This is a genomic window from Streptomyces sp. L2, assembly GCF_004124325.1.
GTDB lineage: Bacteria > Actinomycetota > Actinomycetes > Streptomycetales > Streptomycetaceae > Streptomyces.
In genome coordinates, this window is the sequence record NZ_QBDT01000001.1 from 5,547,064 (window position 1) to 5,559,678 (window position 12,615).

The window sequence follows — 12,615 nt, forward strand, 5'->3', positions numbered from 1 at the left end:
GAGGTGCGGCGATGGGTGTGGGATACGGCGCCAAGGGGACGGTGGTGGGGCGGCTCGTCGAGGAGCATCTGGTGGCGGGGCGCATGGTGCCCGGTGAGGAGATCGGGCTGCGGGTCGACCAGACCCTCACCCAGGACGCCACCGGCACGCTGGTGATGCAGGAGCTGGAGGCGCTCGGCCTGGACCGGGTCCGCACCGAGGTCAGCGTGCAGTACGTCGACCACAACCTGCTGCAGACCGACGAGCGCAACGCGGAGGACCACGCCTTCCTGCGGTCGGCGGTACGCCGGTTCGGGCTCTGGTACTCCAAACCGGGCAACGGCGTCTCGCACCCCACGCACATGCAGCGCTTCGGCATCCCCGGCCGCAGCCTGGCCGGCTCCGACTCCCACACCTGCGCCGCCGGCTCGCTGGGCATGCTGGCGGTCGGGGCGGGCGGTCTCGAGGTGGCGCTGGCCATGGCCGGGCGGCCGCTGTACCTGCGCATGCCGGCGATCCGGGGGATCCGGCTGACCGGCGAGCTGCCCCCGTGGTGCAGCGCCAAGGACGTGATCCTGGAGCTGCTGCGCCGGCACGGCGTCAAGGGCGGGGTCAACCGCGTCCTGGAGTACCACGGCCCAGGACTGGCCGGGCTGACTGCGATGGACCGGCACGTCATCGCCAACATGGGTGCCGAACTCGGCGCCACCGCCAGCGTGTTCCCCGCCGACGACGCCGTGCGCGCGTTCCTGCGGGCGGAGGGCCGCGAGGAGGACTTCACCGAGATCGTCGCCGCACCGGACGCCCGCTACGACGAGGAGGAGGAACTCGACCTCGCCACGCTACAGCCGCTGATCGCCCGGCCGTCCTCGCCCGGCAACGTGGTGCCCGTGCGCGAGGTGGCGGGGGAGCGGGCCGACCAGGTGGTGATCGGTTCGTCCGCCAACCCCGGCCTGCGGGACTTCGCCGTCGCCGCCGCGATCGTCCGCGGCCGCCAGACCGCGCCCGGCGTGAGCTTCGACGTCAATCCGACCTCCCGGGAGATCCTCCAGGACCTCACCCGCATGGGCGCCGTCTTCGACCTGATCGCCGCCGGGGCCCGGCTGCACCAGGCCGGCTGCCTCGGCTGCATCGGCATGGGCCAGGCCCCGGCCGCCGGCCGCAACTCCCTGCGCACCTTCCCGCGCAACTTCCGCGGCCGCTCCGGCACCGAGGACGACGCGGTGTGGCTGTGCTCCCCGGAGACCGCCGCCGTGTCCGCGCTGACCGGTGTCATCACCGACCCGCGGGACTGGGCGGAGCGCGAACAGGTCGCCTGCCCGGCCGTCGAGCTGCCGGAGCGGGCCACGGTCAACACGTCCATGCTGGAACCGCCGCTGCCCCCGGACGAGGCGGCCGGAGTGGAGCTGGAGCGCGGGCCCAACATCTCCGCCCTGCCCCCACTCGATCCGATGCCCGAGACCATCGAGGCGCCGGTCCTGCTCAAGGCCGGCGACGACGTCTCCACCGACGAGATCTCGCCCGCCGGCGCCAAGGTGCTGCCGCTGCGCTCCAACATCCCCAAGCTCGCCGAGTTCACCCTCACCCGGCTCGACCCCGACTACCCGCGCCGGGCCGCCCCCACCCGGGACGGCGGAGGGCACTTCATCGTCGCCGGGGAGAACTGGGGGCAGGGCTCCTCCCGCGAGCACGCCGCGATCACCCCGCGCCACCTCGGTCTGCGGGTCATCGTCGCCAAGTCCTACGCCCGCATCCACTGGCAGAACCTCGCCAACTTCGGTGTCCTCGCCCTGGAGTTCGACGACCCCGCCGACTACGACCGCGTCAGCGAGGGCGACCGGCTCCGCCTCGACGACCCGCACACCGCCCTCGCCCCCGACGCTCCGCCGGCCCTGAGCCTGCGCAACACCACCCGCGACGAGTCGTACCCGGTCCACCACCAGCTGTCCGCCCGCCGCAGGGCGGAGGTGCTGGCCGGCGGGACGATCCCGGCGCTGGCCGGATCGCGGAGCGGGCCGGGGAAGCAGGACTGAGCGATGGCCCGGCTGCTCGTCCGGGGCGACGACCTCGTCGTACGGCTGGCGTGGTGGGAGAGGCCCCTCGCCCGGCACGGGGACGTCCGGGTGCCGCTCGCCGGGGTGAGCCGGGTGATCGCCGAGCCCGACTGGTGGCGTGCGCTGCGCGGGGCCGCCGGGCGGGGGGTGTGGGTGCCCGGGGTGCTGTGCCTCGGGGTGCGCGGTCACCACGGTGGACGGGACTTCGTCGCCGTACGGCCGGGTCGGCCCGTGGTGTGCGTCCTGCTGTGGCCCACCGAGGACTACGCGCTGCTCGCGGTGTCGGTTCCGGCGGGCGACGCCGACGCCGACGCCGTTGCCGAGCGGCTGCGCCGCCGCGCGCCGAGGGTCGATCTCTCCACCCGGGCGCGGCCGGCCCTCCCCGTCCCGGAGGAGACCGCCCCGCTCGGGGAACTGCCCCGGAACGGGTGAAAAACGTCATCGCACACGTTTCCGGTCGGAGGGGTTCGCGACGGACGATGGAAGAAGCGGACGGCGGTGAGCGAGATGCGGGGTACGGTCAGGATCGGCAGTGTGGGCGGGGTGCCGGTGCGCGCCCACTGGAGCGTGCCGCTGATCATGCTGCTCTTCGCGTACGGCTTCGCCGACCGGACCCTGCCCGTGATCGCGCCCGGGCTGCCGCCTGCGGCGTACGCGGCGGCCGGGGTCGTCGGCGCCCTCCTGCTGCTCACGAGCCTCGTGGTGCACGAGGCGGCGCACGCGCTCTTCGCCCGCCGGGCCGGTGTCCCGGTGCGGGACATGACCCTGTGGGCGCTCGGCGGGCTGACCCGGATGGACCGGCCCGCCACCGCGCGCACCGCGTTCGTCGTCGGCGTCAGCGGGCCGCTGGCCAGTCTGCTGCTCGGCGGAGTCCTCATCGGCGCCGCCGAGGGAGTCGGCCGGCTCGACTGGCGGCTGCCGGTCGCCGTGCTGGGCTGGCTCGGCGCCACCAACGTCCTGCTGGGCGTGTTCAACCTGCTGCCGGCCGCGCCTTTGGACGGCGGGCGGGTGCTCCAGGCCGCGCTGTGGTGGCGCGGCGGGGACCGGGAGCGGGCCATGCGGGCGGCGGGACGCTGCGGGCAGATCGTCGGCATGCTGCTGGCCGTGGTGGGCTGGGTGGCGTTCGTGCGGGGTGTGCCGGGCGGGCTGTGGCTGATCGTCGTCGCCCTGTTCGTGGCGGGCGCCGGCGCCGCCGAACGCCGGTGGGCCCAGCTGGCCATGGCCCTGCGCGGGGTACGGGTCGCCGAGGCGATGAGCAGCCCGGTGGTCACCGGACCCGACTGGCTGACCGTGGACCGCTTCCTGACCGACGTGGCCTCCGGCACCCGGCACTCGGTGCTGCCGCTGCTCGACTTCGAGGGCCGCCCCAGCGGCGTCGTACGACTGCGCCGGCTGGCCGCGGTACCCGCCGAGCAGCGGATGTCGCTCCCGGTACGGCGGCTGGCGGCCCCCCTGTCCCGGTGCACGCTCGCCACCGCGGACGAACCGCTCGGTGCCGTGCTGGAACGCCTGGGCTCCGGCGGCGGGCTGCCCGTCCTGGTGCTGGACGGCGGCCGGCTCGACGGCATCGTCAGCGGGCCCGACATCCAACGACTGAGCAGGCGTGACACGACCCACGGGAACCCGCGGGCGTTCCCCGGAAGTATCCAAGGGTGAGGTGAGCCAAATGAAAGCCGTCGTCTACGAGAAGCCCTTCAGCGTGACCGTCAGGGACGTCGACGATCCGCGGATCCAGCACCCCAACGACGTGCTGGTCCGCGTCACGTCCACCGCGATCTGCGGATCCGACCTGCACATGTACGAAGGCCGTACGGCGGCGCAGGCGGGCATCGTCTTCGGGCACGAGAACCTCGGGATCGTCGAGGAGACCGGCTCCGGTGTGACCTCGCTGTCCCGGGGCGACCGCGTCGTCATGCCATTCAACGTCGCCTGCGGGTTCTGCAAGAACTGCCTCGCCGGAAAGACCGGGTTCTGCCTGACGGTCAATCCGGGCTTCGCGGGCGGGGCCTACGGCTATGTGGCCATGGGCCCCTACACCGGCGGGCAGGCGGAACTGCTGCGGGTGCCCTTCGCCGACTTCAACTGCCTGAAGCTGCCGCCGGGCGAGGAGTTCGAGACCGACTTCGTCCTGCTCGCCGACATCTTCCCGACCGGCTACCACGGCTGCGAACTCGCCCAGGTGACCCCGGGGGAGAGCGTGGCCGTCTTCGGCGCCGGACCGGTCGGGCTGATGTCCGCCTACTCGGCGCTGCTGCGCGGCGCGTCCAAGGTGTTCTCCGTGGACCGGGTGCCCGAGCGGCTCGCCAAGGCGGAGGAGATCGGGGCCATCCCGGTCGACTTCACGAAGGGCGACCCGGCCGAGCAGATCAAGGAGCAGACCGACGGGGAGGGCACGGACAAGGGCGTCGACGCGGTCGGCTACCAGGCCCAGGCGCACGACGCCAGCCACGAGGAGCCGGCGGTCGTCCTCAACACCCTCGTCGAGACGGTCCGGCCGACCGGCATGCTGGGCGTGCCCGGCCTGTACGTGCCGTCCGACCCGGGTGGACCCGACGAGCACGCCAAGCACGGCCAACTGCTGGTCTCCATCGGGCGGATGTTCGAGAAGGGGCAGCAGATGGGCACCGGTCAGTGCAACGTCAAGCGGTACAACCGCCAGTTGCGCGACATGATCATCGCGGGGCGCGCCACGCCCAGCTTCGTGGTCTCCCACGAACTGCCGCTGGACCAGGCGCCGAGCGCGTACGAGAAGTTCGACCAGCGGATCGAGGGCTACACGAAGGTCGTCCTGCATCCCGGCCACGCCCTCGCGGCGTAACACGCGAGGGGGAAATGCGACAGGGCCGCGGTGCCCGTCCCCGAGGGACGGGCACCGCGGTCGCCGTCTGTCGTTTCAGCGCTGTGGTTCCGGCACCCGGGCGGCCGGGGAGTGGGCGTGGTGTGCGGCGGCGCCGCGGTAGGTGCTGATGCCGAGGGCCAGCAGCCAGTAGCTGAGGATCGCGCCCATCAGGGCCGTGGTGCCCCAGCCGTTCGCCGCGTAGAAGTGCGCGGGCGTGTTGCCGAAGAACAGGGACGGCACGAAGGCCAGGTTGACCGCGGCCAGGACGTACGCCGAGCGGCCGGTCCAGCGCGGCAGCAGGCGGGTGCGGGAGACGGTGAAGCCCACCGCGGTGAGGAAGAGGGCCAGCATGAGGCGGGAGATGGAGCCGTAGAGGATGTAGGTGCCGCTGACCGTGATGGTCGGATCGATCGGGTGGTCGGCGGCGATCACCGCGCCGGCCTCCAGGCCGCTGGAGACGAGGGTGACCGTCGCGTAGACCAGCCCGGTCGAGAAGGCCAGCGAACCGGCCCACTCGTACAACGGGTTCACGCACCGGACCAGTTCCCGGAAGGCCGTCACGAACACGACCAGGAGCGCCAGTCCGACGATCCCGATCAGCAGCCGGGCCAACACGTTCGCGTCCGGCGGCGGGCCGTCGTAGAGGAAGTACAGCGGCACCTCGACGATGAGGGCGGCGGCGGTGGCGATCCCGGCTAGGCCGGTCAGCCGCCGGGCGGTGATCTCGTTCATGGGTGTCCCCCCGGGTGGTGGTCACGCCGGCCCGTTCGCCGGCGCTCTGAATGCTGCTCCTCGCGCCGCCGTCCGTCGCTGGGCCTGGACACCCGATCGGGGGGTGGTCCTGACGACACCCCCAGGACCTTCACGTACCTCCTGAAATGTGACTCAGGTCACATAAAAACTACTTAAAAGGGCGGAGAATTGGTCAGGAGTGTCAGTTCCGCCTCGAAGGAGGACGAGTACCTCGAAGGAGGACGAGTAATGGACGTGACATTCGCCGCCTCGGCATTCCCACCGCTGGCACTCGGGTTCTTCGGTCTGGGTACCGGATACCTGATCTACGGCCCCCACGAATTGTTCGGCTACCCCAAGAGGAACGAGGCGGTGGACCGGGCGATCGGCGTCTGGGGAATCTGGATGCCGGGCCTGTGCCAGCTGGTCACCGGCGTGATCCTGTTCGTCGGGCTGACCTGGTTCCAGGTGTTCGCCAAGGAGCCGCCGCTCTACATGGCCGCGCTGGCGTTCTCCGCGTACGGCATCCACTGGTTCGCCATCGGCTGGAACCGCTACCGGGGCAACGACCCCCGCCCCAACGCCGGGATGTGCGTGGCCTACATGGTGATCTCCGCCATGGGTGCCACGGTGTTCTTCAAGGTCGCCGACTGGCCCGTCGGCCTGCTGTTCCTCGGGCTGTTCGCGATCTACTTCAGTGATTTCTTCGCCGCGGTCGGACTCAAACTGGGCGAACGCGCCCTGGGCTTCTTCCACCTGGTGACCGGCTGCTGGCTGATGTACCTCGCGTACGCGGCCGCGGTGAACTTCTCCCTCGGATACCACTGGGTCCTGTAGACGAGGAAACAGAGGGCTGAGAAACAGAGGTGCTGAGAAACAGGGGGCGCAGAAACAGCCTGCGAAGAAAGAGGCGACAGGCGCCGCAGACCCGCAACAGAGGCGATCATGGCTGACCGAATCAGCGACCCGACCGGCGCGCCCGACCCGGCCGGACCGACCCGTGCCCCGGAATCGGCCGAGGCACCCCCGCCCGGGCCGGCACCCGAGCCGGAACCGACCTCGTCCGGCCCGCTGAAGTCCAGCGTCGGAATGCACGGCATCACCGAATCCGCCCGGTACTCCCTCGCCGAGATGGGGCCCGGGAGAACCCTGCGCACCCTGAGCACACTGAACCACACCGACGGCTTCGACTGCCCCAGCTGCGCCTGGGGCGACCCCAGCCCCGAGCACCGCAAGACCGCCGAGTTCTGCGAGAACGGCGTCAAGGCCGTCGCCTGGGAGGCCACCCGCAAACGTGTCGACGCCGCCTTCTTCGCCGAGCACTCCCTCGCCGAGCTGCGCACCCGCGACGGCCACTGGCTGGAGGCCCAGGGCCGGCTGGCCCAGCCGATGCACCTCGCCCCCGGCGCCACCCACTACACGCCCATCACCTGGGAGGAGGCGCTCACCCGCACCGCCGACCGGCTGCGCGGCCTGACCGACCCCGACCGTGCCGTCTTCTACACCAGTGGCCGTACCAGCAACGAAGCCGCCTTCCTCTACCAGCTCCTGGCCCGCAGGCTCGGCACCAACAACCTGCCCGACTGCTCCAACATGTGCCACGAGTCCAGCGGCGCCGCCCTCGCCGAGACCATCGGACTGGGCAAAGGCGTCATCTCCTACGAGGACATCACCGAACACGCCGACCTGATCATCATCGTCGGCCAGAACCCCGGCACCTGCCACCCCCGCATGCTCACCGCGCTGGAGGACGCCAAGCGGCGCGGCGCCCGGATCATCGCCGCCAACCCGCTGCCCGAGGCCGGCTTCGGCCGGTACCACAACCCGCAGACCGTACGCGGCCTGGCCGGACCGGGGACCCTGCTCGCCGACCGCTACCTCCCCGTCCGCGTCAACGGCGACCTCGCCCTCTTCGCGGGCCTCAACCGCGCCCTCCTCGACCGGGAGGACGCCCGTCCCGGCACCGTCCTCGACCACGACTTCATCGACCGCTACTGCGACGGCTTCGACGCCGCCGCCGCGGCCTGGCGGAAGCTCGACCGGTCCCGGATCGAGGCCATGAGCGGCCTGTCCCGCCGGCTGATCGAAGCCTGCGCCGACGACGTGCTCGCCGCCGGCAGCGTCATCGTCTGCTGGGCGATGGGGCTCACCCAGCACCGCAACGCCGTGCCCACCATCCGGGAGATCGTCGACTTCCTGCTGCTGCGCGGCAACATCGGCCGGCCCGGCGCCGGCCCCGCGCCCATCCGCGGGCACAGCAACGTCCAGGGCGACCGCACCATGGGCATCTGGGAGAAGATGCCGGACGCGTTCCTCGACCGGCTCCGCGACGAGTTCGGCTTCGAACCGCCCCGCGAACCCGGCGTGGACACCGTCGACGCCATCCGGGCCATGCGCGACGGCGCCGTCGACGTGTTCGTCGGCCTCGGCGGCAACTTCGCCCAGGCCACACCCGACACCGACGTCACCGAGGCGGCCCTGGCGCGCTGCGGCCTCACCGTCCACATTGCGACGAAACTCAACCGGTCCCACGTCTGCCCCGGCACCGAGTCGCTGCTGCTGCCCTGCCTCGGCCGCACCGAACGCGACATCCAGGCCGGCGGCGAGCAGTTCGTCACCGTCGAGGACACCATGGCCATGGTGCACGCCTCGCACGGCCGGCTCCGTCCCGGCTCACCCCACCTGCGCAGCGAGATCGCGATCATCGCCGACCTCGGGCACGCGCTCTTCGGCGACGGCCTCGGGTGGCAGGCCATGCGCGACGACTACGCCGTGATCCGCCGCCACATCGAGCACGTCGTCCCCGGCTTCCACGCCTACGAACAGCGCGTACGGCAACCCGGCGGCTTCATGCTGCCCCGGGCGCCGCGCGACTCCCGCACCTTCCCCACCGCGACGGGCAGGGCCCGCTTCACCGTCAACCCGCCGACCGCCGCCGAGGCCCCGCCGGGCCACCTGCTGCTGACGACCGTACGATCGCACGACCAGTTCAACACCACCGTCTACGGCCTCGACGACCGCTACCGCGGCATCAAGGGCGGCCGCCGCGTCGTCTTCCTCAACCGGGACGACCTGCGCGACCTCCACCTGCACGACGGCGACCTCGTCGACCTGGTCAGCGTCAACGCCGACGGCGAACGCCGAGCCCCCGGCTTCCGCGCCGTCCGCTACCCGGTGCCGCGCGGCTGCGCCGCCGGCTACTTCCCCGAGACCAACGTGCTCGTCGCCCTCGACTCCACGGCCGAGACCAGCAACACGCCCGCCTCGAAGTCCATCGTGATCCGCGTCGAACCCGCCACCGCCCCGGCGACGGGCGCCCCGGCCTGACCGCAGCCTCAGGCCAGTCGGTGGTCCGCCGCCGCTCGGAGGGCCGTGCGCAGGTCCTCCGGCGGGGGCGGGCCGTCAGGCGTGGTGCTCGCGGTGACCGCGGCCGCGACCTCGCGCAGCTTGGTGTTGGACAGCTGCGAGGCCTCTCGCAGGATGTCCCAGGCCTGCTCAGGGGTGCAGGCGTGGGCCGCCATCAGGATGCCGCGCGCCTGGTCGATCACCGGCCGCGAGTCGATCGCCTGGCGCAACTGCTCTATCTCCAGCCGCAGCAGCCGTACCGTCTCCGAGCGTTCCAGGGCCACCGCCGACGCGGAAACCGTCTCCGAGCGTTCCAGGGCCACCGCCGACGCGGAAACCGTCTCCGAGCGTTCCAGGGCCACCGCCGGGGCGGAAGGGGAGCACACGGACGAGCCGGGCGGCTCCGGGGCCGGGAGGCCGGCCGGGGGGCCGGCCGTGTCGCGGCCCACCAGCTCCAGCACCCGGCGGGGCTGCCCCCGCCAGCCGGTCGCGGCCACCGGAACGCCGTACCTGCGGCCGTACGCCTCCAGCACGTCCAGGAACTCCAGGCCCGTCGTGTCCATGAACGACACACCCGCCACGTCCAGCTCCACCCGGCCGACCCCCGCCGGCAGCGCGTCCAGCGTCGCGGCGAGGGTGCCCGCACAGCCGAGGACGAGTTCCCCGCGCACCGTGAGCCGGGCCCGGCCCTCCTCCGTCCGGCCCTCGATGACCGGCGCGGCCGGCAGGCCGGTGCGCGGTGCGTCAGCCGCTGGGATCATCTCTCCGCCCTGTCGGTCCTCGTGCTTCCCCACCGGGTCGCCCTTCCCCCCGGTCGTCGTCGCATGCGGGCACCCGCACCGCGCGCCCGCGTGCGGCGGGGCTAGGGCGTGTTGCGAAAGTCCCGTCTGCCGCGCGACGCCATGCACGCTCCCCCAGCCTCCGGCCGGGGGGACCCCCAGAGCACGCACCTGACGCCGTGCGGCCCGCCCTCCGGGCGAACGACGGGAATTTCGCAACACGCCCTAGGCGTTCGCCTGCCCGGCGTGCCCCGGAGTACACCCGGAGGAATGACGGATTCCCTTCCGGGCAAGGTGAATAGCCGGGGAAACGGAGGAGCATACTGAGGAGCGTGATCCAGTGCGGCGCGGTGATGGCATGAGTGTCCCCGAGCCGGCGCGGCCCCCGGCGGCCGACGCCGTTCCGGTGCCCGGGGTGCCGCTGCCGCCGCGGCTCGAGGTCCACCCGCTGACCGGGCGGACCGGGGTCCGGGCGGCCGGCGAGGTGAGCCTGCGCACGCGCCGGATCTGGGAACGCGTGATGGAACAGGCCGTCTCCGAGGGCGAGGACGTGTACTACTTGGAGCTTTCCGCGCTGACGTTCGTCGACGTCGCGGGCGTCGGCGCGCTCGCGGACGCCGCCGGACGGCTCGGCACCGGCCGCCGGATCGTGCTGGACCGGCCCCCGCCCCTCCTGCGCCGCACCCTGCACCTGCTGTGGCCCGGCGTGCCGGGGATCGAGGTGGCCGCCCCATGACCGCACCGGCCGGCCCCTTCGACCCCGTGCACCCCGCCGACCCCTTCGACCACCCCGCGCTCTTCTACTCCGGCACCGCGCAGTACCTCGCCGGCACCGTCCCCTTCATCCGGGACGGACTCGCCGCCGGTGAACCCGTCGCCGTCGCCGTGCCCGGCGAGAACCTGCGGCTCATCCGGGACGAACTGGGCGCCGACGCCGACGCCGTACGGCTTCTCGACATGCGGGAGGCCGGCCGCAACCCCGGCCGGATCATCCCCGGCGTCCTGCGCGCCTTCGCCGACGCCCAGCCGCCCGGCCGCCGCGTCCGCATCATCGGCGAACCGATCTGGGTGGGCCGCAGCGCCGCCGAGTACCCGGCCTGCGCCCAGCACGAGGCCCTCATCAACGCCGCGTTCCGGGGCCGCGAGGTCACCATCCTGTGCCCGTACGACACGTCGCGCCTGACCGAGGACGTGCTCGCCGACGCCCACGCCACCCACCCCGTCGTCATCCCGGTGGGCGCCGGCGGCAAGCGGGCCAGCACGGCGTACGACCCCGAGCAGGTCGTCGCCCGCTACAACCAGCCCCTGCCGCCCGGCCCCGCGTTCGGGCCCGGCGTGCTCTCCGTGACCTTCGCCGAGGAGTCCCTCTCCAGCGTCCGGCAGCTCACCACCGTCCAGGGCTCCCGGCTCGGCCTGACCGGCGTACGCCTGGACGACCTCGCCCTCATCACCGCCGAACTCACCACCAACAGCGTGATCCACGGCGGCGGCACCGGCCGCCTGCGGCTCTGGGCCGAGAACGGCCACGTCCTGTGCGAGGTCTCCGACCGGGGCCGCCTGACCGACCCGCTGGCCGGCCGCCGCCCGGCCCGGCACGGCATGCGCGGCGGACGCGGACTGCTCATGGTCAACCTGCTGGCCGACCTGGTCCGCGTGCACAGCACACCGGCCGGCACCACCGTCCGCTGCTACCTCGAACCCCGCTGAGACCCCCAGCGCGACCCCGGCCGCTCGGCCGCCAGCGGACTCAGCGTCAGCGGTTCGATCCTGCCGTCCAGCATGGCGCCCAGCCCCTCCACGGCGCACAGTTCGGGCCGCTCCGCGATGTGCACCGGGATACCCGTCGCCTCGCGCAGCATGTGGTCCAGGCCCGGCAGCAGCGCGGAACCGCCGACCATCATGATCCCCCGGTCGGCGAGATCGGCCACCAGGTCGGGCGGGCAGTCCCGCAGCACCTTGCCGATCCCGTCCAGGATGGACGTCAGCGGCGTCTGGATGGCGTTGCGCACGGCGGCGGTGTCCACCCGCACACTGCGGGGCAGCCCCGTGGCGACGTCCCGGCCGTGGATCTCCGTCGAGACCGGCCCGTGCGGGGTCAGCCCGTTCCCGGACAGCGCCACGTGCAGCGGCCGTACCGACTGGCTGGGCAGCGTCAACGCGTGTGCGTGCCGCAGGTGTTGCACGATCGCGTGATCGACCGCCTCCCCGCCCACCGGAATCCGCTCGGCCGTCACGATCGACCCCAGCGACAGCACCGCGACCTGCGTCGCGGCCGCCCCGCACACCATGATCATGGTGGCCTCGGGCCGCTCCACCGGCAGCCCGCACCCCACCGCCGCCGCGATCAGCGTGTCCACCAGCTCCACCCGCCGCGCCCCGAGTCCCACCAGCGTCTCCACCGCCGCCCGCTGGGCCAGCGGATCCGCGTCGTGCGGCGTGCACGCCGCCGCCCGCAGCCGTGGCTTGCGGCGCAGCGCCCGGCGCATCTTGTCGCCCAGCAGGTGCCGCAGCATCCGCTGGGCCATCTCGATGTCGACGACCGTGCCGCCGGACACGGGCCGCACCACCCTGATGTAGTGCGGCGTCCGCCCCGTCATCTTCTGCGCGAACTCGCCCACCGCGATCAGCGCCCCGGTACGGGTGTTCACCGCCGCGACCGAGGGCTGGTCGACGACGAGACCGGCGCCCTTCACATACACCCGGGTGCGGGCCGCGCCCAGGTCGACACCGAAGTGGCAGCGGCGCAACTGCTCCAGACTGACGGTCACGGCGGATCCTCCCGAGTGCGTGCGCAGACTGAGCGGCGCCGCCGGAATGACGGGCCTTCACTGGCATCCTGCGCGGGGCCCGGGGACGGGCGCCTTCTGGAGGGGGCCGGGCGGGGTAC

Annotated in this window: 11 protein-coding genes; 8 read left to right on the forward strand and 3 right to left on the reverse strand. The window is 72.8% G+C overall.

What is annotated here, in order from left to right; all coding sequences use genetic code 11:
* The first annotated feature begins 11 nt into the window (after window positions 1-11).
* The 4 genes from DBP14_RS24750 to DBP14_RS24765 all read left to right on the forward strand — a co-directional run bounded on the left by DBP14_RS24750 (window position 12) and on the right by DBP14_RS24765 (window position 4,851).
* Window positions 12-2,012, forward strand: a complete 2,001-nt coding sequence (locus DBP14_RS24750; protein ID WP_129309314.1) for an aconitate hydratase — start codon at window positions 12-14, stop codon at window positions 2,010-2,012.
* A gap of 3 nt (window positions 2,013-2,015) precedes the next feature.
* Complete coding sequence (locus DBP14_RS24755) at window positions 2,016-2,465, forward strand: hypothetical protein (RefSeq protein ID WP_129309315.1); 450 nt, start codon at window positions 2,016-2,018, stop codon at window positions 2,463-2,465.
* A 75-nt stretch (window positions 2,466-2,540) separates the two neighbouring features.
* Window positions 2,541-3,689 carry a site-2 protease family protein gene (locus tag DBP14_RS24760; RefSeq protein WP_129312076.1) on the forward strand — a complete coding sequence of 383 codons (1,149 nt, stop codon included), beginning with the start codon at window positions 2,541-2,543 and terminating at the stop codon, window positions 3,687-3,689.
* A gap of 10 nt (window positions 3,690-3,699) precedes the next feature.
* Window positions 3,700-4,851, forward strand: a complete 1,152-nt coding sequence (locus DBP14_RS24765) for a glutathione-independent formaldehyde dehydrogenase (protein WP_129309316.1) — start codon at window positions 3,700-3,702, stop codon at window positions 4,849-4,851.
* 75 nt (window positions 4,852-4,926) lie between these two features.
* Here the strand turns inward: DBP14_RS24765 and DBP14_RS24770 are convergent, their stop codons facing one another.
* Window positions 4,927-5,604 carry a hypothetical protein gene (locus DBP14_RS24770; protein WP_129309317.1) on the reverse strand — a complete coding sequence of 226 codons (678 nt, stop codon included), beginning with the start codon at window positions 5,602-5,604 and terminating at the stop codon, window positions 4,927-4,929.
* Between the two features lie 249 nt (window positions 5,605-5,853).
* On the opposite strand from DBP14_RS24770, the gene DBP14_RS24775 reads away from it, so the two are divergent.
* Window positions 5,854-6,441, forward strand: a complete 588-nt coding sequence (locus DBP14_RS24775; RefSeq protein WP_129309318.1) for a hypothetical protein — start codon at window positions 5,854-5,856, stop codon at window positions 6,439-6,441.
* 108 nt (window positions 6,442-6,549) lie between these two features.
* Window positions 6,550-8,931 (forward strand): FdhF/YdeP family oxidoreductase, encoded by a 2,382-nt coding sequence (locus tag DBP14_RS24780; protein WP_241741028.1) that lies wholly within the window; start codon window positions 6,550-6,552, stop codon window positions 8,929-8,931.
* Window positions 8,932-8,939: 8 nt separating this feature from the next.
* Here the strand turns inward: DBP14_RS24780 and DBP14_RS24785 are convergent, their stop codons facing one another.
* Window positions 8,940-9,710: an ANTAR domain-containing protein gene (locus DBP14_RS24785; protein ID WP_129309319.1), complete on the reverse strand. Its 771-nt coding sequence runs from the start codon at window positions 9,708-9,710 to the stop codon at window positions 8,940-8,942.
* A gap of 376 nt (window positions 9,711-10,086) precedes the next feature.
* On the opposite strand from DBP14_RS24785, the gene DBP14_RS24790 reads away from it, so the two are divergent.
* Together DBP14_RS24790 and DBP14_RS24795 are read left to right on the forward strand one after the other, a co-directional pair.
* Entirely contained in the window at window positions 10,087-10,464 is a 378-nt protein-coding gene (locus DBP14_RS24790; RefSeq protein ID WP_129309320.1) for an STAS domain-containing protein, read from the forward strand.
* Window positions 10,461-11,435 carry an anti-sigma factor RsbA family regulatory protein gene (locus DBP14_RS24795; protein WP_129309321.1) on the forward strand — a complete coding sequence of 325 codons (975 nt, stop codon included), beginning with the start codon at window positions 10,461-10,463 and terminating at the stop codon, window positions 11,433-11,435. The genes DBP14_RS24790 and DBP14_RS24795 overlap by 4 nt, the downstream gene beginning before the upstream one ends.
* On the opposite strand, the gene DBP14_RS24800 is transcribed toward DBP14_RS24795, so the two are convergent.
* Entirely contained in the window at window positions 11,417-12,496 is a 1,080-nt protein-coding gene (locus tag DBP14_RS24800) for a rod shape-determining protein (protein WP_129309322.1), read from the reverse strand. The two genes, DBP14_RS24795 and DBP14_RS24800, sit on opposite strands and share 19 nt — an antisense overlap.
* Window positions 12,497-12,615: the final 119 nt, after the last annotated feature.